At 62.4% G+C, this 21,388-nt stretch carries 23 protein-coding genes; 8 read left to right on the top strand and 15 right to left on the bottom strand.

Annotated features, from left to right (window positions below):
* Positions 1-138: 138 nt before the first annotated feature.
* The 4 genes from ACSQ8R_RS21440 to ACSQ8R_RS21425 form a co-directional block, all read right to left on the bottom strand.
* A complete protein-coding gene (locus tag ACSQ8R_RS21440; protein WP_436255229.1) occupies positions 139-501 on the bottom strand; it encodes a hypothetical protein in 363 nt (120 codons plus the stop codon).
* Between the two features lie 92 nt (positions 502-593).
* Positions 594-1,454, bottom strand: a complete 861-nt coding sequence (locus ACSQ8R_RS21435; RefSeq protein ID WP_436255228.1) for an NlpC/P60 family protein — start codon at positions 1,452-1,454, stop codon at positions 594-596.
* A gap of 35 nt (positions 1,455-1,489) precedes the next feature.
* Entirely contained in the window at positions 1,490-1,831 is a 342-nt protein-coding gene (locus ACSQ8R_RS21430) for a MarR family transcriptional regulator (protein ID WP_046667270.1), read from the bottom strand.
* 85 nt (positions 1,832-1,916) lie between these two features.
* Complete coding sequence (locus tag ACSQ8R_RS21425) at positions 1,917-3,311, bottom strand: leucyl aminopeptidase family protein (protein WP_436255227.1); 1,395 nt, start codon at positions 3,309-3,311, stop codon at positions 1,917-1,919.
* Positions 3,312-3,451: 140 nt separating this feature from the next.
* On the opposite strand from ACSQ8R_RS21425, the gene ACSQ8R_RS21420 reads away from it, so the two are divergent.
* On the top strand, positions 3,452-4,288 hold the full coding sequence (locus tag ACSQ8R_RS21420; protein WP_436255226.1) for a tetratricopeptide repeat protein: 837 nt from the start codon (positions 3,452-3,454) through the stop codon (positions 4,286-4,288).
* A 305-nt stretch (positions 4,289-4,593) separates the two neighbouring features.
* Here ACSQ8R_RS21420 and ACSQ8R_RS21415 read toward each other — a convergent pair whose 3' ends face one another.
* The 9 genes from ACSQ8R_RS21415 to ACSQ8R_RS21375 form a co-directional block, all read right to left on the bottom strand.
* On the bottom strand, positions 4,594-5,568 hold the full coding sequence (locus ACSQ8R_RS21415) for a type II secretion system F family protein (RefSeq protein ID WP_436255225.1): 975 nt from the start codon (positions 5,566-5,568) through the stop codon (positions 4,594-4,596).
* A 12-nt stretch (positions 5,569-5,580) separates the two neighbouring features.
* The gene (locus ACSQ8R_RS21410; RefSeq protein ID WP_436255224.1) at positions 5,581-6,594 is read right to left on the bottom strand and encodes a type II secretion system F family protein; all 1,014 of its coding nucleotides are present in this window, start codon (positions 6,592-6,594) and stop codon (positions 5,581-5,583) included.
* A 13-nt stretch (positions 6,595-6,607) separates the two neighbouring features.
* Complete coding sequence (locus ACSQ8R_RS21405) at positions 6,608-8,098, bottom strand: CpaF family protein (protein ID WP_436255223.1); 1,491 nt, start codon at positions 8,096-8,098, stop codon at positions 6,608-6,610.
* A gap of 15 nt (positions 8,099-8,113) precedes the next feature.
* Positions 8,114-9,409 carry an AAA family ATPase gene (locus ACSQ8R_RS21400; RefSeq protein ID WP_436255222.1) on the bottom strand — a complete coding sequence of 432 codons (1,296 nt, stop codon included), beginning with the start codon at positions 9,407-9,409 and terminating at the stop codon, positions 8,114-8,116.
* Between the two features lie 21 nt (positions 9,410-9,430).
* Entirely contained in the window at positions 9,431-10,156 is a 726-nt protein-coding gene (locus ACSQ8R_RS21395; protein ID WP_436255221.1) for a CpaD family pilus assembly protein, read from the bottom strand.
* Between the two features lie 6 nt (positions 10,157-10,162).
* Positions 10,163-11,704, bottom strand: coding sequence for a type II and III secretion system protein family protein (locus ACSQ8R_RS21390; protein ID WP_436255220.1), 1,542 nt, complete (start codon positions 11,702-11,704; stop codon positions 10,163-10,165).
* 13 nt (positions 11,705-11,717) lie between these two features.
* On the bottom strand, positions 11,718-12,527 hold the full coding sequence (cpaB, locus tag ACSQ8R_RS21385) for a Flp pilus assembly protein CpaB (RefSeq protein ID WP_436255219.1): 810 nt from the start codon (positions 12,525-12,527) through the stop codon (positions 11,718-11,720).
* Between the two features lie 113 nt (positions 12,528-12,640).
* Positions 12,641-13,156, bottom strand: coding sequence for an A24 family peptidase (locus tag ACSQ8R_RS21380; protein ID WP_436255539.1), 516 nt, complete (start codon positions 13,154-13,156; stop codon positions 12,641-12,643).
* A gap of 126 nt (positions 13,157-13,282) precedes the next feature.
* Positions 13,283-13,474, bottom strand: a complete 192-nt coding sequence (locus ACSQ8R_RS21375) for a Flp family type IVb pilin (protein WP_436255218.1) — start codon at positions 13,472-13,474, stop codon at positions 13,283-13,285.
* A 420-nt stretch (positions 13,475-13,894) separates the two neighbouring features.
* Here ACSQ8R_RS21375 and ACSQ8R_RS21370 point away from each other — a divergent pair, with 420 nt between their 5' ends.
* The 7 genes from ACSQ8R_RS21370 (at position 13,895) to ACSQ8R_RS21340 (ending at position 19,294) form a co-directional block, all read left to right on the top strand.
* Positions 13,895-14,287, top strand: coding sequence for a pilus assembly protein N-terminal domain-containing protein (locus ACSQ8R_RS21370; RefSeq protein WP_436255538.1), 393 nt, complete (start codon positions 13,895-13,897; stop codon positions 14,285-14,287).
* A 101-nt stretch (positions 14,288-14,388) separates the two neighbouring features.
* Positions 14,389-15,024 carry a TadE/TadG family type IV pilus assembly protein gene (locus tag ACSQ8R_RS21365; protein ID WP_436255217.1) on the top strand — a complete coding sequence of 212 codons (636 nt, stop codon included), beginning with the start codon at positions 14,389-14,391 and terminating at the stop codon, positions 15,022-15,024.
* Positions 15,024-15,617 (top strand): TadE/TadG family type IV pilus assembly protein, encoded by a 594-nt coding sequence (locus tag ACSQ8R_RS21360; RefSeq protein ID WP_436255216.1) that lies wholly within the window; start codon positions 15,024-15,026, stop codon positions 15,615-15,617. Before ACSQ8R_RS21365 ends, ACSQ8R_RS21360 begins: the two co-directional genes overlap by 1 nt.
* A gap of 112 nt (positions 15,618-15,729) precedes the next feature.
* Complete coding sequence (locus ACSQ8R_RS21355; protein WP_436255215.1) at positions 15,730-16,950, top strand: phosphopentomutase; 1,221 nt, start codon at positions 15,730-15,732, stop codon at positions 16,948-16,950.
* Positions 16,947-17,963 carry an adenosine deaminase gene (locus ACSQ8R_RS21350; RefSeq protein ID WP_436255214.1) on the top strand — a complete coding sequence of 339 codons (1,017 nt, stop codon included), beginning with the start codon at positions 16,947-16,949 and terminating at the stop codon, positions 17,961-17,963. Before ACSQ8R_RS21355 ends, ACSQ8R_RS21350 begins: the two co-directional genes overlap by 4 nt.
* Before the next feature lie 61 nt (positions 17,964-18,024).
* Positions 18,025-18,654, top strand: coding sequence for a uracil phosphoribosyltransferase (gene upp / locus ACSQ8R_RS21345; protein WP_046603487.1), 630 nt, complete (start codon positions 18,025-18,027; stop codon positions 18,652-18,654).
* Between the two features lie 106 nt (positions 18,655-18,760).
* Positions 18,761-19,294: a TIGR02281 family clan AA aspartic protease gene (locus tag ACSQ8R_RS21340; RefSeq protein WP_436255213.1), complete on the top strand. Its 534-nt coding sequence runs from the start codon at positions 18,761-18,763 to the stop codon at positions 19,292-19,294.
* Here the strand turns inward: ACSQ8R_RS21340 and deoA are convergent, their stop codons facing one another.
* Together deoA and deoC are read right to left on the bottom strand one after the other, a co-directional pair.
* Positions 19,295-20,605, bottom strand: coding sequence for a thymidine phosphorylase (gene deoA / locus ACSQ8R_RS21335; protein ID WP_436255212.1), 1,311 nt, complete (start codon positions 20,603-20,605; stop codon positions 19,295-19,297). It abuts the gene before it with no gap.
* Positions 20,606-20,609: 4 nt separating this feature from the next.
* On the bottom strand, positions 20,610-21,380 hold the full coding sequence (gene deoC, locus ACSQ8R_RS21330) for a deoxyribose-phosphate aldolase (protein ID WP_436255211.1): 771 nt from the start codon (positions 21,378-21,380) through the stop codon (positions 20,610-20,612).
* Positions 21,381-21,388 lie beyond the last annotated feature (8 nt).

Genomic DNA, 21,388 nt, shown 5'->3' with positions numbered 1-21,388 from the left:
TGCATCCTCCCGGTGTGCCAATTTGTATATCAGGAAGTTGTGGGGCAGCGACGGCAGGTCGTCAATGGGCCGGAGGCGCCCATGCCCGACATCGCAACATACGGTCTTGCGCCGTGGCGGCTTTGAACAAAGATTGCCTTATTCGGGAAGATGGTGCGGGTGGAGACCCGGGACCCACTCGGTATTGGGCATGCGCGTACCGGTATAGGTCACGCCGCTCGGCGTCTTGCAGCGATAGATCCGCGTCGGCATCACGTCACCATAGAGAATATCGAAGCCGCCACGGCTGCGATAGACGTTCTCGATGTCGCTGGTGCATTCATAGGCCTGCTTCTTGGCGTGTTCCTCCTCGGGCACGACGCCGGGCAGGTTACGGAAGTAGGTCTGCACATCCTTGGGGAAGGCCTGGGGCTCGGCCGCGAACACCTCTGCCGGAACCAGAGCGGCGACAAGCAGCGCCACGAGCATCACGGCCGGCAGTATCCATGCACCTTTGAGCATCAATCCACTCCTCATCCACGAAAACTGCGGATGAACCAGAGATATGGACGGCAGGATCTCCAATCCATGGGCCGGGGACCACGTTTGCGTGATCATCGGCGGTTATCCAGGCGGCGATAACCGGTGGGCTGCTGGTAGAGCCAGCCGATCCTCTGAACGGCCGCCTCGAAATTCTCGCGGGCGACGCTCATCGTGTGGCCGTTGGCGTGAAGAAGCGTCTCGGCATTCTCCATGATACCGACATGACCCTTCCATAAAACGAGGTCGCCGCGGCGAAGTTCCCCTTGGCCGATCACTTTGCCGATCGAGGCCTGCATATCGGAATCGCGCGGAGCGGATTGGCCGGTCATCATCAGGGCGAGCTGCACGAGCGCCGAGCAATCGAGACCGAAACCGGAACGGCCTCCCCAGAGATAGGGCGTCTCGATGAATTTTTCGGCGACAGCGACGTAGTCGTCACCCAAGGTCTCGGCGATCGGGAGACAGTGGCGGGCGATCACCGCCTCGCCGTTCGCCAGGACGAAATAACGGGTGCCGCGGGTTTCCGCCTCGCCGACGATGGTGATGCGGCTGCCCATGGACAGGGCGCCAACCGGCGGCTTGCGGAGCTCCGCTTCCGGATAAAGGAAAGTGCGCGGCACGGCGATGCGATGGGTCGGTTCGTCCGGGCTTCCAAGCATCGTTTCGGGCAGGTAGCCGACATAACCGTCCTGATCGGCCTGCACCCAGGCAAAACCGTCGGCGCGGTCGAAGACCCGCACCGTTTCGCCGAGGAGAAGTTCGGTATCGAAGCCGCGGGCAAGGTCCGGCGCCGGACGCAGCTGCGCGACAGGTACCGCAATGCGCGCCGGTTCCCCGCGGACGAACTGGCCGGCCTCGACGCTGCCTTTCAGCGTCTCGTCGGCAAGGTCGGGGCGAAAGGCGTGCAGGCGTCTATCGAGCAGCTCGGTCATCTCAAAATCCCTTCGGGCGCTTCACGGCAAACCCATCACTGGCGGCCTTCCCGGATGATCAGGTCGCCCAACTTTTCCAGATAGAGCGCACCGGCCACCGTGCGCTTGATCACCACGTTGCGGCGGTCGCGGTCGTCGCGCTGGCGGTCCACCAGGCCCATCTCGCCCATCGTGTCGAGCGCGCGGGTGATGACCGGCTTGGTGACGCCGAGCGTCGCGGCCAGCCCCCGCACCGTGTGAGGCGGCGGCACGAGGTAAATATGCAGCAGAATGGACATCTGGCGCAATGTCAGATCGCGGCCATCATGCCGCACCTGCTCCAGCGATACCCGGTGCCAGAGGCCCAGCGCTTCCGTGGCGGTCAGTTCAACCGGCATCACGACCCTCGGTTCAAAATCGGCCTTGGTTCAATATCGGGCGGACTTTAAGCCGAAGGTCTTACCGGTTTGTTTCGGAGCCGTTTTATTTCGCGGCCATGTCGCGGATCATGCGATAGAGTGCACGGATCGCGAAAGCCTCGCCGCCGACCGGTGCCTGCGGCTTTTCGGCCGCCACCCAGCCGTAGATGTCGAAATGCACCCAGCTCTTGGTCGCGGTGACGAAGCGCTTGAGGAAAAGCGCTGCGGTGATCGCGCCGGCCATGCCGCCCGATGGCGAATTGGTGATATCGGCGGCCCGGGAGCGGATATCCTTGTCGTAGCCCATCCAGAGCGGCAGGCGCCACATCGGATCGGCTTCAGCGCGGCCCGCGTCCATCAGCTTGCCGGCAAGCGCTTCGTCGTCGGTGAAATAGGGCGCAAGCTCGGTGCCGAGCGCGACGCGGGCGGCACCCGTCAGCGTCGACATGTCGACCATCAGGTCCGGCGGGTTTTCGTCCGCATAGGCAAGCGCGTCGGCAAGGACCAGCCTGCCTTCCGCATCGGTATTGTCGATCTGCACGGTGATGCCCTTGCGGCTCCTGTAGATATCGCCGGGGCGGAAGGCATTGCCGGAAATGGAATTCTCGACGGCCGGCACCAGAACCTGCAAATCGACCTTGAGGCCAGCATCCATGATCATCAGGGCAAGTCCCATGACGTTCGCGGCGCCGCCCATGTCCTTCTTCATCAGCGCCATGTTGGCGGCACCCTTGATATCGAGGCCACCGGTATCGAAACAGACGCCCTTGCCGACCAGGGTGACGCGCGGATGCCCCTTCTCGCCCCAGCGCATTTCAAGCAGCCGCGGGGCCGAGACGCTGGCGCGGCCGACCGTGTGCACGAGCGGGAAATTCCGGGCGAGCAGGTCCTCGCCGACGATCGAGGTGACGGTTGCGCCGTAATGTTCACCGAGCGCCCTGAAAGCGGCTTCGAGTTCGATCGGCCCCATCTCGTTGGTCGGAATATTGATAAGGTCACGCGCCAGGAAGACGCCGGCAAGCTGGCGCTCCACATCGGCGGCATCGGCCGTGTCGGCAATCGAAAGCCGGATATCCTTCGGCTTTTCGGATTTGTAGCGGCTGAAGCCGTAGGTGCCGAGGCCGTAACCGAGGGCCAGATGCGCGGCGCCAAGCGCCGATGTCTCGACATGCCAGTCACCCGCAGGCAGGAGCCTGGAGAGCTTTCCGGTGATGAAGGGCGCTTCGGCGGGATCGCTGCCGAGACCGAACAGGGCGCTGCCCACTTCACCGCCGGCCGTCGGCAACAGAAGCACCGCGCCGGCTTCCGCCTTGAAGCCCGCAGCCTTCGCCCAGGCGAGCGCCGCCGCATCGAGCCTGCCCGCGTCGAGGTCGGAAGGCGTCACCGCATGGACCGGCCTGGTCGCCGCTCCTTTCGCGCTGAAGGGAGAGGGGCGTTCGATATACTGATAGGGAGTCATGGCGGGCCTTCGGAAGCTGCTGGAATCGCTCATCTTAACGATCTGTTAGGGTTAACAGTTTATTGCTGGAGTGGAAATGCGCTATATGCCCCGCTCCTTATTCGGAAGCCGTGGCACCGGACCTAACGAGACCGCACCCCATGACCGCTTCCGCAGCCGTGACGCTTCGCAAGACCCGCCTCGCCCAGACCGCAGCCCTCGTGATCCTCGCCACGCTCTCGGTCACCGGCTGCGCGACGAAGCGGGATGTCGCAACGACCGGTTCGATCCCAAGGACCTCGGCCGCCTCCATGGACGGCATGAACGCGGACGACCTTGCCAGCACCGAGAAGTCTGTCGGAGCGGGCTATGCCCGCGACCCGAAGAACAAGCAGATCGGGCTGCAATACGCGACGGTGCTCGGCATGACGGGCAAGAACGCGCAGGCGCTCGCCGTCATGCAGCAGGTGGCGATCGCCCACCCGGCCGATCGCGACGTGCTGGCGGCCTACGGCAAAGCCCAGGCCGGTGCCGGCCAGCTCGAGCAGGCGCTCGCCACGATCAACCGCGCCCAGACACCCGATCACCCCGACTGGCGGCTCTATTCCGCCGAAGGTGCGGTGCTCGACCAGCTCGGCCGCTCGGCGGAGGCCCGCCAGAAATACCGCATGGCGCTCGATGCCCAGCCGAACGAACCGAGCGTGATGTCCAACCTGGGAATGTCCTACGTGCTCTCCGGCGACCTGAAGACGGCGGAAACCTACATGCGCAACGCCGCAGGTCAGCCGGCTGCCGACAGCCGGGTCCGCCAGAACCTGGCGCTGGTGGTCGGCCTGCAGGGCCGTTTCGCGGAAGCCGAGCAGATCGCCCGCAAGGAACTGTCGCAGCAGCAGGCCGACGCCAACGTCACCTATCTTCGCTCAATGCTCTCCCAGCAGAATGCCTGGGCGAAGCTCGCCGACAAGGATGGCAAGAGCAAGCCCAACAATACGAACTGATCCGGCTCCGGAACTCTCAACAAAAAACCGGCCTCGCGCCGGTTTTCCTGTTTTCGGGATGGGCCTCCATCGATACGCCTTCAGATGAGGCGCGAAATCACCGTGATGATTCCGCCGATCAGGACGAGGTTCACGCAAAGTCTTGCCAGCATCGGGTATCCTCCAAAATCATGTAGCGCCCCGGTCCGCGTTGTTGAACGGCGGGATTTTCGCTCGATAGGGGGATATTGATCGATCGCCGCTGAATGCGGTCTGAAGCTGGAATTCAGGTGGCGTTCACCGTCGGCCCGGCGCTGCGGCCTTCGTCAAAACTTGTCGGCGACCTGAATTCCGGCGGGGCCGAGGATGACGGCGATCAGCACCGGCAGGAAGAAGAGGATCATCGGCACGGTGAGTTTCGGCGGCAGCGCGGCTGCCTTCTTTTCCGCCTCGTTCATCCGCTCGTCGCGGCCTTCCTGGGCAAGCACACGCAGGGCCGAAGCAATCGGCGTGCCGTAGCGTTCCGCCTGGATCAGCGCCTGGGTCACGGCCCTGACGATATCGAGCTGGGTACGGATGCCTAGATTTTCGAGTGCGGTGCGGCGGTCCTGCAGGAAGGAGAGCTCGGCCGTCGTCAGCACCATTTCCTCGGCCAGCGGCGGCGAGACCTGCGCCATCTCCTCGGCCACGCGGCGCATCGCCGCTTCCATGGAGATCCCGGATTCGACGCAGATCAGCATCAGGTCGAGCGCATCGGGCCAGGCCCGCTTGATGGAATGCTGGCGCTTCGTCACCCGGTTGGAAATGTAGATGTTCGGCACGTAAAAACCGATATAGGCGACGACGATCGCCGCCAGCATCCTGATCGGGAACGGCCGGGTGGCGAGGTTGCCGAGCACGAAAATCCAGACGACGGCGGCCGCCAGGAAAACGAAGGGCAGTAGGAAACGGGCCAGCAGGAACATGTTGAGGGCGTTCTGCGACCTCAGACCGGCGGCACGAAGCCTGTTGACGGTGTTATCGTCCACCAGCGCCTTGCGCAGATTGAAGCGCTCGACGATCTGCCGGACCGACTGATTGTTCTGCGCGCGCAGCGATGTCTTCGACTGTTCGGAATTCATGCGGGCACGTTCGCGGGCGCGGATCTGTTCGCGCTCGGTGGAGACGGCCTTCATCCGCTTGTCGAGGTCTCCCTTTTCAAGGAACGGGCTCGCCAGCGTGTAGAGGGTCGCGAAAACCGCCACCGCCACCAGGATGGCCAGCAGTGTGGTCGGATCGGTGAGCGTCGTTGCCAGTCCCATCGCTCCGTCCCCTCAGATATCGAAGTTGATCATGTTGCGCATGACGAAAATGCCGATCGACATCCAGACGCCGGAGATCAAAAGGATCAGGTGGCCGCGCGGATCGGTGAAGATGATCGAGATGTACTGAGGCGAGGTGAGATAGACGAGCAGCGAGACGATGAAGGGCAAAGCGCCGATGATCACCGCCGAAGCCTTGGCTTCCATCGACAAGGCCTGCACCTTGGCCTTCATCTTCCTGCGCTCGCGCAGCACCTTGGAAAGATTGCCGATCGCTTCGGAAAGATTGCCGCCGGCCTGGCCCTGAAGGGTGATGACGATCGAGAAGAAATTCACTTCCGGCAGCGGCATGGTCATCATCATGCGCGTGCAGGCTTCCGGAATGCTCAGGCCCACCTGCTGCGATTCGATCACCCGGCGGAATTCCGTCTTCACCGGCTCCTGGCCGTCGGAAGCGATCAACCGCATGGCATCGTTGAGCGGCAGGCCGGATTTGATCGACCGCACCATGACGTCGAGCGCATTCGGAAATTCCTCCAGAAACTTCTTCTGGCGGCGCTTGACGAGGAAACCGACGATCCAGCGAGGCAGGCCGACCGCGCTGACGAAGGCAGCGCCGACGGCGGCCAGCAGCGGCAGGCCGGCAATCAGGGTGACGAGGAAAACGAAGACGCCGAAAAGGGCGCTGAACATGTAGAAGCGTCCCATCGTCAGGGACAGGCCGGTCTGGGCAAGCTTGGACTTCAAGCTGCCGTCGCCCATCTTCTTGTTCTTTTCTTCCTGTTTCTTCTCCAGGTCCTTGATCGAATCCTGCATGGACTTGCGGCGCTTGGAAAGCTCCTGCACGCGGTCCCGGGCGGCCTTGACCTTGTTGAGGTCGGTCTCCGCCGATTTCACCCGGCTGAGCCGGCTGTCGGCCTTCTTTTCCACTTCCATGCGGGAAAACAACAGCCCGTAACAGACCGCCGCCGCGGCGATCGCCACGAGGGCGATGATCGCCACGACATTGATATCCAGCCCGAACATGGAACCCTGCTCCTTAGTCCTTGGTTTTTTCCATCGCGTCGAGCGCGGCAGAAAGGCGCTTTTCCTCGTTGTAATAACGGGCGCGATCCCAGAAATGCGGCTTCACGATCCCGGTCGACATATGCTTGCCGATCAGGCGGCCACTGGCGTCCTCGCCGTCGATCTCGTAACGCATCAGGTCCTGGGTGACGATCACGTCGCCTTCCATGCCGACCACCTCGGTGATCTGGGTGATGCGGCGCGAACCGTCGCGCAGGCGGGCCGCCTGGATGATGACGTCGATCGAACCGGTTATGATCTCGCGCACGGTCTTGGCCGGTAGCGAATAACCGCCCATGGCGATCATCGATTCCATACGGCTCAGGCATTCGCGCGGCGTGTTGGCGTGGATCGTACCCATCGAGCCGTCGTGGCCGGTGTTCATCGCCTGAAGCAGGTCGAAGACCTCCGGGCCACGGACTTCGCCGACGATGATGCGCTCGGGGCGCATGCGCAGGCAGTTCTTGACGAGGTCGCGCATGGTGATCTCGCCCTCGCCTTCGATGTTCGGCGGGCGGGTTTCGAGCCGGACAACATGCGGCTGCTGCAGTTGCAGTTCGGCCGTGTCCTCGCAGGTGATGACCCGCTCTTCCCTGTCGATATAGTTGGTGAGGCAGTTCAGCAACGTCGTCTTGCCCGAACCGGTACCGCCGGAAATGACGATGTTGCAGCGGACGCGGCCGATGACCTGCAGGAGAGTGGCGCCCTCAGGGGTGATGGCGCCGAACTTGACGAGCTGGTCGAGGTTCAGCTTGTCCTTCTTGAACTTACGAATGGTGAGCGCCGGTCCGTCGATGGCGAGTGGCGGCGCGATGACGTTGACACGCGAACCATCCGGCAGGCGGGCGTCGCAGATCGGCGAGGATTCATCGACGCGGCGGCCGACCTGGCTGACGATGCGCTGGCAGATCGACAGGAGCTGCGAATTGTCGCGGAAGCGGATTTCGGATTCAATCGTCTTGCCGGCGACTTCGATGAAGGTCTGGCCGGCGCCGTTGACCATGATGTCGGAGATGTCGTCGCGGGCCAGCAACGGCTCCAGCGGGCCATAACCCAGAACGTCGTTGCAGATGTCCTCGAGCAGTTCCTCCTGCTCGGAGATCGACATCGCGAAGTTCTTGATGGTGATGATATCGTTGACGATATCGCGGATTTCCTCGCGCGCGCTCTCCGCATCGAGCTTGGCGAGCTGCGAGAGATCGATCGTGTCGATGAGTGCCGAGAAGACCTGGCTTTTGGTATCGTAGTAGAGTTCCGTGCGCGCCGGGCGCTTGCGAACCGCCGTTTGCGGCGCGAGCGGCGGCGGCGAAGAGATCTGCTGCCGCTGGGCGGCGGGATCGCGCGCCGGCTCGGCAAGGACTTCCGGAGCGGCGGACCGCACCGCGGCGGCCGCAGGTGCAGCCGGCAGCGGCGGCGCTACGCTGCCGCTTTTCCCAAATCCCTCGTTTCCGCGTTTTCCAAACATGCCGGTTTCCTGGTGTTATGCCTTCTTGCGCCCGAGCATGCCGAGCATCTTGCCGAGGCCACCCTTCTTCACCTTCTTCATGGCGATGCGACCCGTGACGATATGGGCGATCTGGGAGAAGGTCTCGGCGGCGGGCGACTTGGCGTCGATTTCGGAGATCATGCGGCCGCTGTTGGCGGCATTGCCGAACAGCTGTACGTCGAAGGGCAGGATGGCGATCGGCTCGATCTCCAATGGCTCGATGAAATCGTTCGGGGCGATTTCCGGGCGTTTCGGCATGCCGACCTGGTTCAGGATCAGATGCGGCGCGCGGTCGTTCGGCCGAAGCTTCTTCAAGGCATCGATCATGTTCTTGGTGTTGCGCAGGTTGGCGAGATCGGGAACAGCGCAGATCACCACCTCGTCGACCTCCGACAGAACCGCCCGCGTCCATTCCGTCCAGCCATGCGGAACATCGAGAACCGCCATCGGCGCGCTGCGCTGCAGGAGTTCTATGATCGGCGTGAAGGCATTGCGGTCGAAATCATAGGCGCGGTCGAGCAGCGAGGGAGCCGCCAGAAGCGAGAGATGTTCGGAGCATTTGGTCAGAAGGCGATCGAGGAAGACCTCGTCCAGGCGTTCCGGCGCGAAGACGGCTTCCGCGATGCCCTGGGCCGGATCCTGATCGAAATCGATATTGGCCGTGCCGAAGGGAAGATCGAGATCGGCCAGGATGGTTTCGGTCGAAAACAGGTTCGAGATGCCGAAGGCGCAGTTATGCGCGATCGTCGAGGCACCGACGCCGCCCTTGGCGCCGATGAAGGCGATCGATTTGCCGAGCGGCTCGGCTTCGGGATCCACGAAGATCGCCGAGATCGAAGCCAGCATGTCGGGCATCTGCACGGGGCCGACGAGGTATTCGGAAATGCCGTTGCGGATCAGCTCGCGATAGAGCGAGATGTCATTGTAGCGGCCGACCACGATAACCCTCGTCGAAGGGTCGCACACTTCCGCAAGCGGCGTGAGCTCATGGAGCAGGTTCTTCGGCTCGGCGTCGGTTTCGAGGATGATGAGGTTCGGGGTCGGGGTGGACGAAAACATGTTGGCGGCAGCGCTGGTGCCGCCGATCGTCACACGCAGGTTGACCTTGGCCATGCGGCGATCACGAGCCATGCGGTCCATCATCCGCTGCATGGCCTCGCTTTCGCAGAAGGAATGGATGGAGATGCGCGGCAGCGGGCGCAGCGCGTCGAAATCGCCCGGACGATCGGCGTCCTCGGCAAACCCTTCACCCTGGCCGGGAGTGCGGATTTCGTAGTTGATCGCGCTCATCGTGTTCTCCGGTTCACTGGCTTACGGCGTCGTCGTGGCGGTGCCGCCGGTGCGGTAGTCGCTGATGACCTTGGCGCGCTGGGTGGCGTCGATCGGCGTTATGGCGCGCGGGGCGATCAGGTCCGTGGGATTGGCCACCTGGGCTGCAAGGTTGTTCTGGCTGGCGCAGCCGAAATTATACCAGTTCCGGTTGCCGAACGTATTGTCCGACAGGTCCGCCGGCCATTCGCCGCACTGGCCGGTCATCGCCTTGGTCGTCACGTAGGAAAGCCTGATCGGCGCTGCATCGCCATTCGGCGAGGCGGCGTAGCTGCTCATCAGGATCCGCTGCGGCTTGATGCCGGAACGCGTCAGCTCGCGGCGGATATCGCCGGCCAGATGCTGGGCCGCGCCGGAATTATACGAGCCGGATGGCACCTGGATCTGCATCACGCCGGCCGGCGACGCCAGGAAGTTCTGCGCAAATCCCTTCACCGTATCCCGCATCCCGGTGGTCAGGCGGACATCGCCCGAGGCGATCGGGATATCCAGCGCCGTCTGGCCTTCAGCCAGCGCGATCGGATGGCGGGTGCGATAGTCGTCGGGGATGGAGCCGGTGGTGAGCTGGCTGTTGCCGCAGGCCGACAGAAGCAGGCCGGACACGGCAAGCGCCAGGGCTGCTGCGACCGCGCTGCTGCGGGACCTGGTTAAACCGTTGGTCATGGCATCCTGTCCTTCGGCCGAGATCTTCTGGGTTTCAATGTCCATGACCGCTCACTTGTAGATAAAGCCTACGGCGCCGTGATATTGGCCCGCCGCGGCGGGTTCCTTACGGCCGTAGATCTTGTTGACGCGGTTCAGGAAAAAGGTCGCGCCATCGTTTTCCGGATTGAAGTTGTCGTCCGGCCGGGCGATCTCGTTGCGCGCAACGGGACGGACCAGATAGGGCGTCGCGATGATCACGAGTTCGGTTTCGTTGCGGACAAAGTCCTTGCTGCGGAAAAGCGTACCGAAGACCGGAACCTTGGAAATACCCGGAAGGCCGGACATCGCCTGGCGGACATTGTCCTGTACCAGGCCGGCGATGACGATGGAGCCGCCGGATGGCAGCTCGACCGTGGTCGAAGCCTCGCGCTTGCGGATCGACATGTAGGTATTGCCCGGGACCCGCAGGGAAGCGCCGTTGCCCGTCACGGCGGAACCTTCGTAGGTCGGCTCCGACACGTTGGTCTCGATCACCAGACTGATGCGCCCGGGGGACAGAACGACGGGCTTGAAGTTCAGCTCGATGCCGTAATCGACCGTATCGACCGTCTGGGTGACAGTGCCTGCCTGGCCATCGACCTCCTGCTGGCCAGGCAGGCGGTATTCGCCGCCCACATAAAATTTCGCCTGCTGGCCGGAAATTGCGGTCAGGCTGGGTTCGGCAAGCGTGCGCATGACGCCCGCCTGTTCCATGGCGTTCATGTAAGTCGAAAGACCGACATTGCCTATGTTGCCGGACATGACGCCTTGAGCGGCCAAGCCGATGGCATTTCCCAGATTGGCGGGATTGGCAAAGGAAATCGATCCCTTGGGACCGGTGACAGAGCCATTGAACCCGAGCTGCTTCAGGACCTGCCGGCTGACTTCCGCAACCGTCACCTTCAGCGTGACCTGATCCTCGCCCTCGATCGTCAGGAGGTTGACGATCTGGGACTGCTGCCGGGTCTCGGCGAAGATATCCGCGTCACCGTTATTGCCCTGAGCCGTGATATTGCGGGTGGTCGCCTCACCGCCCTTGAGGAAGGCGGTGGTGAGCTTCTCCGCCTGCGCCGAATCCTGCGGCGTCCGCACGCTGCCGGACAGCACGACGTTGTCGGAGATGATCTCGACCTTGATGTTCGATTCCGGCAGGAACCGGCGAAGGTTCTGTTCGAGGCCGGAAATATCGCGCTCGATAGCCACGTCCAGGCTGACAATTTCCTCGCCGTTGGGTCCGAACACGAAGATGTTGGTCTGGCCGACGGTCTTGCCGAAAAGATAGATACGGCGGGAGGTGCGCGTCACCGCGTCGGCCATGGTCGGGTCGGCGACGAGAATGTCATGGGCGTCCGACGGCAGATCGACGACCAGGGCCTTGTTGAGGCCGAGCTGAAGCCGTTTGCGTATTCCGGGACCGCCTTCGGTGATGCGGACGACGCTGTTTTCGGCAGCAAGAGCTTGCGCCGGTTCAAGGCTGATCGGGGCGATATTCAGCGAAATGCCGGAAAAGGCGAGGCAAAAAGCCATGCCTGCCGCCGCCGAGCTACGAATCCTGTGTTTCAGACTGTTCACTTGAACGCTCCGTTCATTTCGCCTGCTCCGCCGCCGTGCTCTTGACGATCGCCCCCGATTTGATGACCTGGATATCCGCCTTGCCATCACCCCCGTGCAGCAAGTAGTCCGGGGCCAGCGTGTCGGCCTCCTGCGAATCCGCGACCGAACGCAGCGCGAGCGTCAGCCGTTGCGCCATCTGCTGGGCGACGGCGATGACCTTTGCCTGATCCGGCGTCAGTTCCAGCGTCGCCGTCGTGCCGACGACGGATTTCTTGCCGTCCTCGCTTTCCTGGACCTGCTGGTCGATCGCGAGGACGCGAACGTTGCTCAGGATGTTTTCGGTAATATAGTTGCCGCTGTCCTTGTTCTCGCGCACCATGATGATATCGACGCGATCATTCGGCAGCACGAAGCCGCCGGCGCCTGTCGCAACCGATATCTCGGTAGCGACCGCCCGTTTTCCGGATGGCAGAAGCGAGGACATGATCCGGCTGGATGAGTCGGCGATCTTTTCGGCGCGCATCGGCTCGCCCTTGAACATCGGCATGCGGACCACGACGCCCTGAAGCTCGGTCATCGCATTCGGACGGGTGGAATCGGTGATGAATCCGTCGACTATGCCGCTCGAGGGCCAGGACATCCATGCCATCGACTTGTCGTTCAACCGGCTGCCCACGGGAAGGTTCTCGGCCGTAACCAGCACCTTGACCGTCGGCTCCTTCTGGATGACGGTTTCCACCAGTTCAGGTGCCTTCTTGCCGGAAAGACGCATGGCCAACATGCCGGCGAGGCCCGCCGCCACCACGGCAACCGCTAGAATAATGATACGGGTGGGCTTCATGGCCATTCCTTGAGGGAACACTAACTTCCCGGAGAATGGCCTCCAATGGTGTAATTATAGTTAATAAGACGCTTACAATTCTGGTTAACGCGATCTTTCAATCGCTGAAACCTTTATTGAAACGCCTTCATGGCCAGGAGATGGATCGGCGCCTGCTCGAAGGTCAGGAAGCCGGCGATCGCGATGGCGATGCCGTATGGGATCTTCTTGGCATTGACGAGGGATGGCGGGAGGGGAATGCCCATGGCCATGACCGACCCCGCCTGAGAGCGCAGGAGCAGGAAAACAAGGGTCACAGCGCCGCCGACATAACCGACGGTGACCAGGAAGACTAGAAGCGAATGATTGAAGCCAAACCAGATCGCAGCCGCGGTCAGCAACTTGGCATCGCCGCCACCCATGACGTTCAAAGCAAATAGGCCGAAGCAGACACCGAATACGGCGAGCCCGGCAACGAAACTCATGCCGATCTCCGGCCATGCGAGACCTGAGAGCGGCGCGAGGATGAGAAAGGAAGCGACAAGGGCTGCCGATACCCGGTTTGGGATCGTCATCGTGACGAGATCAGAGATAGCGGCAAGCGCCAGTCCGAGCGGCAGGATGGACAGAACCAGAAACGCAACAATCATGTTTGCCATTCGTTCTCCATCCCGATGACTTGCATGCCGAAGGCCGCAAAGGCGCAGAGTTTCAAATAGGCAAAGCCGCCCCTGCGGGCGGCTTTGCGCAAATACATATCGAACCGACGGGTCGAATTATCGAGTAGCCGCAGTGGTCTCAGCAGTGGTCATCTTGGTAGAGATTGTATTGAAAGTCGTGCTCAGCGAATTGCCGAGGGTCGTCGCGCCGGCGATCAGAGCAACGGAGATGAGGGCTGCGATAAGGCCATACTCGATGGCGGTAGCACCAGACTCATCTTTCATAAAGCGAGCGAAAATCTTGGTCATGGAACTCTCCTACTCCATATTTGTTGTTCAGCACTTCCCGACAACTGTTTTCCGTTGTTCGGATGACTGCAACCTACAGAGTGACGATTGCTATCGGCTTAAGGAATATCGTTACCTTCCGGTTAACGGAGGATTGCCGGTTGCGTGGTAAACGAAGGGCAAAGAAGAAAATTTGCATTCGAGCGATCGCTTGGCCCTACTCATAACCTGCTAATGTGCATTTTTTTACAGTGTCTTAATTTGCATGCAGAACCCCTGAAATCACCTCCGCGGGTTGCAATCCCGTCCAATCGGCAATGGTTAAGACGAGAGCCGGAACCGCGTTCTGTGCCGCTTAACCCTTCATTCACCAATCGCAGCCATCCTTGCGCAGATAACAACCTCACCTGAAGGTCCCCTCCAATGCTGTTCCGTAGCGTCATGGTCCGACTCCTCGCCATTTGCGGTGTCGTCTTCGCGGGCGCAGGGCAAGCGGCGGCGCAGGATCAAGAGGACCTTCTGCGCGTATTCATGAATCACGCGCGCGTGCTGAAACTCGACAGGCCGGTCAGCAAGGTCATCGTCGGCAACTCGAACGTGGCCGATGCCACCGTTGCGGATTCCACCACCATCGTCCTGACCGGCCGCAGTTTCGGCACGACCAATCTCGTGCTGCTGGACGCCGAGGGCAATGCGATTGCCGATGAACGCGTCCTCGTTTCCATCGACGAAGGGAATACGGTGCGCGTCTTCCGGCAAACCGAACGTTCCATCCTCTCCTGCACGCCCAATTGCGAGCAGCATGCCGAGTTCAAGAACACTGCTACGCCCTGATCAGGGACAGGTGGTTAAACTGCTGTGTATCGCCGCAACGGAATCTCAATAATCCGGCCATACGATCGGCAGGGCTCAAGCCGGGCTGTCGGACGGGAACCATGTGCCAGGATTATGACGATACCAGTAACAGGGCGCCGATCCCCGTGAGAGGCAAGGGCGCGTGGCGGCGGATTGTCCGCTCCAGGGACGGTGCGGCGGCGATCGAATTCGCGTTGCTGGCCATTCCCTATTTCCTGATCGTCTTCGCGATCGTCGAAACCTTCATCGCCTATACGGGCGAGCAGCTCGTCGCCAATGCCGTCGATACGATGGCGCGCAAGCTCAGGACGGGCAACATCACCTATGGGCTCAATCGCGGCACAGACAAGAACGAAACAGAATTCCGCCGCGCCTTCTGCGAAGAAATATCGATCATGATCAAGTGCAGCGAAGAGGAGATCGCGACGCCGGACAAACTCCTGCTCGATGTCCGCTCGTTCGCCAGCTTTGCCCTGATCCCGACGACGATTCCGCGTTCGACCGGTGCCGCTTTCGGGGAACTCGACACGTCTTCCTTCGCCTATGCACCGGGCCCCGCCAAAAGCATCAACATGCTGCGCGCCTACTACCGCTGGGATGTCATCACCGATCTCATCCGGCCCTACATCACAAACGTCCGTCCTGCGGGCGGCGGACGTCCGAATTATTTCCTGATCGTCGAGACATCCGCTTTCCGAGCCGAGGATTATCCGTGATGGAAGAGCAAAAGCGCCAGCCCCGGGCGCGATATCAGGGCCTGCTGATCCGTCTCAGGCAGTTGGTGACCGACAGGCGCGGCGTCGGCGCCGTGGAGTTCGCGCTCATCGCGCCGCTGCTTCTCAGCCTCTATATCACGTCCTTCGAGATCACCATCGGCCTCAGCGTCTCCAAGCGGGTGACGCGCAGCGCCAGCACCATCGCCGATCTGGTGACCCGGGAAACGAGCGTCGACAAGACGATGCTCGCCACGATGAAGGACGTGACCGCAAGTCTTTTTGCGCCGTATACGCCCAACACGCTCAGCATCAAGGTCACGGGGGTGACTCTCGATGCGACTGGCACTCCGACGGTTGCCTGGTCATGGGATGACAAAAATGGCAAGCCGTATGTGATCGGGTCTGCGGTCCAGGTGCCGGCCGACATGCATATAGCCAATTCCTTCCTCGTCCGGGCGGAAGTCTCTGTCCATCATGAACTGTTGATGTTCATGTCGGGTCTTTTGCCGAGTGAGGTGCGGGACCTGACCATTGCGCGGGAATATTTCTACCGCCAGCGCCTCGGAGACAGTGTCAACTGCACCAATTGCTGAAGCGCATCGGACGTTATCCCCCTTTGCTAATACGCCCCGCGGCTATATGAATCCCGATTCGGGCCGGCCAGCAGAACCGTCGGCTGGCAATATTCAAACTTCCGGGTGACCGATGGCGCGTGCCTTCCTGTTCGTTCTTGATTCATTCGGCGTGGGCGGCGCCCCGGATGCGGACGAGTATGGGGATCTGGGCTCCAACACGCTCGGGCATATCGCGGAGTTCTGCGCGGCCGGCGTCGGCGACCGGGCGGGCCTGAGGGAAGGCCCGCTGCATCTGCCGAACATGTCGTCGCTCGGACTTCTGGAAATCGCCAAGCTTGCCAGCGGCGACTATCCCGCCGGCATGCCGATGCCGGATCGGATCTTCGGCCTTCATGGCGCAGCCAACGAGATCTCCCGCGGCAAGGATACGCCGTCCGGCCACTGGGAAATCGCCGGGACGCCCGTGATGTTCGACTGGGGTTACTTCCCGACCGAAGGCGAAGCCTTCTCCCCCGAACTGGTGGACGCCATCTGCCGCCAAGGCGGCATTGCGGGCATTCTGGGAAACTGCCACGCATCCGGCACCGAAATCATCGCTCGCCTCGGGGAAGAGCATATCCGCACCGGCAAGCCGATCTGCTACACGTCGACGGATTCCGTCTTCCAGATCGCCGCCCACGAAACCCATTTCGGCCTCGACCGGCTGCTCAGGCTCTGCGAAACGGTGCGAGTGCTGCTCGATCCGATGAATATCGGCCGGGTGATCGCGCGGCCCTTCCTCGGCGAAACGGCAGAGACGTTCCGGCGCACCGGCAATCGCCGTGACTTCTCCGTGCCGCCGCCGGAGCCGACATTGCTCGACCGGCTGATCCGGGGCGGCCGGTCGGTGCATGCCATCGGCAAGATCGGCGACATTTTCGCGCACCAGGGCGTCTCGCGCGTCATCAAGGCGGACGGCAATGCGGCGCTGATGGACGCGACCCTTGCCGCCATGGACGAGGCGGCGCTGGGCGATCTGGTTTTCACCAATTTCGTCGATTTCGACATGCTCTACGGCCACCGCCGCGATGTGCCGGGTTATGCCGCGGCGCTCGAAGCCTTCGACCGCGCCCTGCCGGACGTCCATCGGCGGCTGAAGCCCGGCGATCTCGTCATCCTAACCGCCGACCATGGCTGCGACCCCACCTGGCGCGGCACCGACCACACCCGCGAGCGGGTGCCGGTCATGGCGTTCGGACCGGGCATCCGCTCGCGCTCGATCGGGATCAGATCGACCTATTCGGACATTGCCGAGACCATCGCCGCGCATCTGTCGATCCCGCCCGGCCCCAACGGATGGAGCTTCCTTTGACCAGCCACCTCCTCAAGGCCGAGATCCATTGCCATATCGAAGGCGCCACGCCGCCGGCACTGGCAGCAGCCCAGGCAGAGAAATACGGCATCGACGCGAGCAAAGTGCTGCGCGACGGCGCCTATGTCTGGTCGGATTTTGCCGAATTCATCGTCTGCTACGATGCGGTTGCCTCCCTGTTCAAAACCGCCGGTGACTACGCGCTTTTGACCGAGACCTATCTTCTGGAACTCGCCGCCGCCAACACGATCTACAGCGAGATCATTGTCTCGCCCGACCACGGAGACCGGATCGGGCTTGGAGCGGACGCCTACCTCGCCGGGATCTGCGACGGCATCCAAGCGGCGCGCGAGAAGACCGGCATCGAGGCGCGGATCATCGTGACCGGCGAGCGGCATTTCGGCCCGGACCGGGTGATCTCGGCCGCCGAATACGCCGCCCGGGCGAAAAACCCTCTGGTCACCGGTTTCAACATGGCTGGCGAGGAACGCATGGGCCGCGTCGCCGACTATGCCCGCGCCTTCGATATCGCCCGCGATGCGGGACTGGGCCTTACCATTCACGCCGGCGAAGTCTGCGGCGCCTTCAGCGTTTCCGATGCGCTCGATCTGGTGAAACCCTCCCGGATTGGCCATGGCGTGCGCGCAATCGAGGATCCGGCACTGGTGGAGCGGCTTGTCGAGCTGGGCACCGTGCTGGAGGTCTGCCCGGGCTCGAACATTGCGCTGAACGTGTTTCCGGATTTCGACAGTCACCCCCTGAAGCGCCTCGAGGCCGCCGGCGTGCGCGTCTGCATCAATTCCGACGACCCGCCGTTCTTCCACACCTCGCTCGCCCGCGAATACGAGATCGCCTCGGCGATCATGGGAATGTCGGACGAAGCAATCGACGCGATGACGCGGACGGCGATCGAGGCTGCCTTCGTGGATGAAGCGACAAGGGCGAAACTGATCGCCCGGTTGGATGCCCGGAGCGGGCCAGAGGCTGGGGATGAGACCGCCAGTCGCGCCTGACGGCTTGCGGAACCGGTCTTTTTCCTGAAAGAAGAGACAGGCAAACAATAAGGGGAAGCTCATGGACGGCGTCACTGTCATCGACCATCCGCTGGTGCAGCACAAGCTGACGATCATGCGCAAGAAGGAGACCTCGACGGCCGGTTTCCGGCGGCTGCTGCGCGAGATCTCGATGCTGCTCTGCTACGAAGTCACCCGCGACCTCGAACTGACCATGGAAACCATCGAGACGCCGCTGGTCGAGATGCAGGCGCCCGTGGTCGAAGGCAAGAAGCTGGTCTTCGCTTCGATCCTGCGTGCCGGCAACGGGCTCCTCGAAGGCATGCTGGAACTGGTGCCTTCCGCCCGCGTCTCGCATATCGGCGTCTACCGCGACCATGAGACGCTGCAGCCGGTGGAATATTACTTCAAGGCGCCGGAAGACATCGCCGAACGGCTGATCATCGTCGTCGATCCGATGCTGGCAACCGGCAATTCCTCGATCGCGGCCGTGGACAAGCTGAAAGAGCGCGGGGCGCACAACATCCGCTTCCTCTGCCTGCTCGCGGCACCCGAGGGCATCGCAAACTTCCATGCGGCGCATCCGGACGTAAGGATCTACACCGCCTCGATCGACAGCCATCTCAACGAGAAGGGTTATATCGTGCCCGGTCTCGGTGACGCCGGCGACCGCATGTACGGCACCAAGTAAGTAGTTTAGAATTCGCTTACCAAGCTTTGAATTGAACGGCCTGCGGAGACCTCGCGGGCCGTTTTCTTATGATTTGTCGGTTATGCAGGAAGCGGATATCCGGTTCATGCCGAGAGGGTTGTTCATGCTCCTGCGCACCGTCATTTTTGCAGCCGTTGCGGCGCTGCTGGCGACACAGATCCCAGCCATGATCCAGCGCGCCGATCATCCGCCGGAGGCGATGGCCGCCATCGAAACACCTGCAAAGGCGACGGCTGTCTCGGTGGCGTCCGGCAGCGTGACGCTGGAAGCGGATGGACGCGGACATTTCAACGGCACGTTCCGGATGAACGGCAAATCCGTCGATGGCCTCGTCGATACCGGCGCGTCGCTGGTGGCGATCAACGAGAGCACCGCCCGCAAGCTGGGCTACAGCGCCAACGGCCTGGATTTCCGCTACACGGTCAACACCGCCAACGGCGGCACCGAGGCGGCGCATGTGGTGCTCGACCGGATCGAGATCGGCGGCGTGCGCGTCAAGGATGTCGATGCCTTCGTGCTGCGCGACAAGGCGCTGACCGGTACGCTGGTCGGCATGAGCTTCCTCAAGAAGCTGAAATCCTTCCAGGTGGAAGGCGGGAACCTGAAGCTGATCCAGTGATCAGCCGATGCGCTTGAGGACGACCGGTGCGGCTGCGGCCGGAGCGTCGGCGACCGTGTAGAAGCGCGCGACATCCGCGGCGATCCGCCTGGCATCCTCTTCAGTTCTGGCATGCACCATGGCGATCGGCTCGCCTTCCGAAACCAGGCTACCGAGCGGCAGCAGCTCACTGATACCGACACTATGGTCGATGGCATCCGCCGCTCGCTTGCGGCCTCCACCGAGTTCGACGACGGCCAAACCGAGGGCGCGGGTCTCGCAGGCGGCAAGGTATCCATCGCGCGGCGCCGCCACGCGCAGCCGCACCGGCGCGCGCGGCAGATAGGCATCCGGCCGCTCGCAGAAATCCACTGGTCCGCCGAGCGCATGCACCATGCGGGCAAAGCGCTCCATCGCCTCGCCGGAGTTCAAGGCCAGCCGGGCATTCTCCTCGGCTTCCGACAGGTCACTCGCCACACCTGCCTGGACCAGCATTTCCGCGGCCTGCGCCAGAACGACGACTTCAAGCCGCGTGCCGGCCTTCAGCCCGGCGAGAAAATCGAGACAGTTGACGATTTCGAGCGCGTTGCCAGCCGCATCGGCGAGTGGCTGGTTCATATCGGTCAGCAGCGCCGCCGTCTTCACGCCCGCCCCGTTGGCCACCTCGACCAGCGAGCGGGCGAGCGTCTCCGCCTCACCCAGGCTCTCCATGAAGGCGCCGTTGCCGACCTTGACGTCCAGCACGAGGCTGCCGAGACCTGCCGCGAGTTTCTTGGAAAGAATGGAGGCGGTAATCAACGGCACGGATTCGACGGTGGCCGTCACGTCGCGGATACCGTAGAGCCGGCGGTCGGCTGGCGCGAGGTCGCTCGTCTGCCCGATAATGGCACAGCCGACTTCATCGACCACCTTGCGGAACAAAGCCTCGTCCGGCATGACGCTGTAACCCGGGATCGACTGCAGCTTGTCGAGCGTGCCACCGGTATGGCCAAGCCCACGTCCGGAAATCATCGGGACCGCAAGGCCGCCGGCCGCAACGATCGGTGCGAGCATCAGCGAGACATTGTCGCCGACGCCGCCGGTCGAATGTTTGTCCGCCACCGGCCGGCGAAGACCGTCCCAATTTAGGACAGTCCCGGAATCACGCATGGCAAGCGTCAACGCCACCGTCTCATCGCGGGACATGCCCCGAAAGAAGACAGCCATGGCGAAGGCAGCCGCCTGGCCCTCGGAGATTTCCTCTTTTGTCAGGGCCGCGATGAAGGCAGCGATCTCCTCGCCGGCGAGGACTTTTCCGTCGCGTTTGCGACGGATGATCTCCTGCGGGATCATTGCGTCAGTAACCGCTCGAAGCACGGACGGTGGTGCCGCCGCTCAACACGCCGAGAATGTCGTCGAGCAGGCTTGACGCACCGAAGCGGAAGGTGGACGGCATGATCCAGTTCGGAGCCATGATGGTTTCGGCAAGCCGGAAATAGAGATCGGCGTCGGCAACAGTCGATATCCCGCCGGCAGGCTTGAAGCCGACCCGTTTCCTGGAATCCCGGATCGCCTGCAGCATGATGTCGGCGGCTTCGAGAGTCGCGTTGACAGCCACCTTGCCGGTGGAAGTCTTGATAAAATCGGCGCCGGCAGCGATCGCAAGTTCGGAGGCACGGCGGATGACGGCGCTGTCCTTGAGCTCGCCCGTCTCCAGGATCACCTTCAGGCACACATCGGGGCAGGCCGCACGGACGGCCTCGACCATTTCGGTCACCGCCGCCTCGTCGCCGGCGAGCAGCCTGCGATAGGGAATGACCATGTCGATCTCATCGGCGCCATCGTCGATCGCCTGCCGCGTCTCTTCGATCACGGTCGCGACGGCCAGATCGCCGGACGGAAAATTCACGACCGTCGCGATACGGATCGGATGTTCGGGGCCTAATATCTGGCGCGCATGGGCGACGAAACGCGGCCAGATGCAGATCGCCGCCGTATTGCCGTAAGGCGTCTGGGCGCGCAGGCAAAGTTTTTCGATCGCCGCATTGTCGCAATCGTCGCGCAGGTTCGTCAGGTCGAGAAGCGATAGCGCGAAGGCTGCCGCCTCACGCGGGCTCAGGAGTTCCATGTCGAGTG

This window comes from Neorhizobium sp. LjRoot104 (assembly GCF_964253725.1).
GTDB lineage: Bacteria > Pseudomonadota > Alphaproteobacteria > Rhizobiales > Rhizobiaceae > Neorhizobium.
Note: the sequence above shows the minus strand (reverse complement) of the source record. Positions and strands in the feature narration are given on the sequence as shown.

Bases quoted from the DNA above. Each gene is read 5' to 3' on its own strand.
- ACSQ8R_RS21440 (WP_436255229.1), bottom strand. From the start codon at position 501: ATGCTCAAAGGTGCATGGATACTGCCGGCCGTGATGCTCGTGGCGCTG.
- ACSQ8R_RS21435 (WP_436255228.1), bottom strand. From the start codon at position 1,454: ATGACCGAGCTGCTCGATAGACGCCTGCACGCCTTTCGCCCCGACCTT.
- ACSQ8R_RS21430 (WP_046667270.1), bottom strand. From the start codon at position 1,831: ATGCCGGTTGAACTGACCGCCACGGAAGCGCTGGGCCTCTGGCACCGG.
- ACSQ8R_RS21425 (WP_436255227.1), bottom strand. From the start codon at position 3,311: ATGACTCCCTATCAGTATATCGAACGCCCCTCTCCCTTCAGCGCGAAA.
- ACSQ8R_RS21420 (WP_436255226.1), top strand. From the start codon at position 3,452: ATGACCGCTTCCGCAGCCGTGACGCTTCGCAAGACCCGCCTCGCCCAG.
- ACSQ8R_RS21415 (WP_436255225.1), bottom strand. From the start codon at position 5,568: ATGGGACTGGCAACGACGCTCACCGATCCGACCACACTGCTGGCCATC.
- ACSQ8R_RS21410 (WP_436255224.1), bottom strand. From the start codon at position 6,594: ATGTTCGGGCTGGATATCAATGTCGTGGCGATCATCGCCCTCGTGGCG.
- ACSQ8R_RS21405 (WP_436255223.1), bottom strand. From the start codon at position 8,098: ATGTTTGGAAAACGCGGAAACGAGGGATTTGGGAAAAGCGGCAGCGTA.
- ACSQ8R_RS21400 (WP_436255222.1), bottom strand. From the start codon at position 9,409: ATGAGCGCGATCAACTACGAAATCCGCACTCCCGGCCAGGGTGAAGGG.
- ACSQ8R_RS21395 (WP_436255221.1), bottom strand. From the start codon at position 10,156: ATGGACATTGAAACCCAGAAGATCTCGGCCGAAGGACAGGATGCCATG.
- cpaB (WP_436255219.1), bottom strand. From the start codon at position 12,527: ATGAAGCCCACCCGTATCATTATTCTAGCGGTTGCCGTGGTGGCGGCG.
- ACSQ8R_RS21380 (WP_436255539.1), bottom strand. From the start codon at position 13,156: ATGATTGTTGCGTTTCTGGTTCTGTCCATCCTGCCGCTCGGACTGGCG.
- ACSQ8R_RS21375 (WP_436255218.1), bottom strand. From the start codon at position 13,474: ATGACCAAGATTTTCGCTCGCTTTATGAAAGATGAGTCTGGTGCTACC.
- ACSQ8R_RS21370 (WP_436255538.1), top strand. From the start codon at position 13,895: ATGGTCCGACTCCTCGCCATTTGCGGTGTCGTCTTCGCGGGCGCAGGG.
- ACSQ8R_RS21365 (WP_436255217.1), top strand. From the start codon at position 14,389: ATGTGCCAGGATTATGACGATACCAGTAACAGGGCGCCGATCCCCGTG.
- ACSQ8R_RS21360 (WP_436255216.1), top strand. From the start codon at position 15,024: ATGGAAGAGCAAAAGCGCCAGCCCCGGGCGCGATATCAGGGCCTGCTG.
- ACSQ8R_RS21355 (WP_436255215.1), top strand. From the start codon at position 15,730: ATGGCGCGTGCCTTCCTGTTCGTTCTTGATTCATTCGGCGTGGGCGGC.
- upp (WP_046603487.1), top strand. From the start codon at position 18,025: ATGGACGGCGTCACTGTCATCGACCATCCGCTGGTGCAGCACAAGCTG.
- ACSQ8R_RS21340 (WP_436255213.1), top strand. From the start codon at position 18,761: ATGCCGAGAGGGTTGTTCATGCTCCTGCGCACCGTCATTTTTGCAGCC.
- deoA (WP_436255212.1), bottom strand. From the start codon at position 20,605: ATGATCCCGCAGGAGATCATCCGTCGCAAACGCGACGGAAAAGTCCTC.
- deoC (WP_436255211.1), bottom strand. From the start codon at position 21,380: ATGGAACTCCTGAGCCCGCGTGAGGCGGCAGCCTTCGCGCTATCGCTT.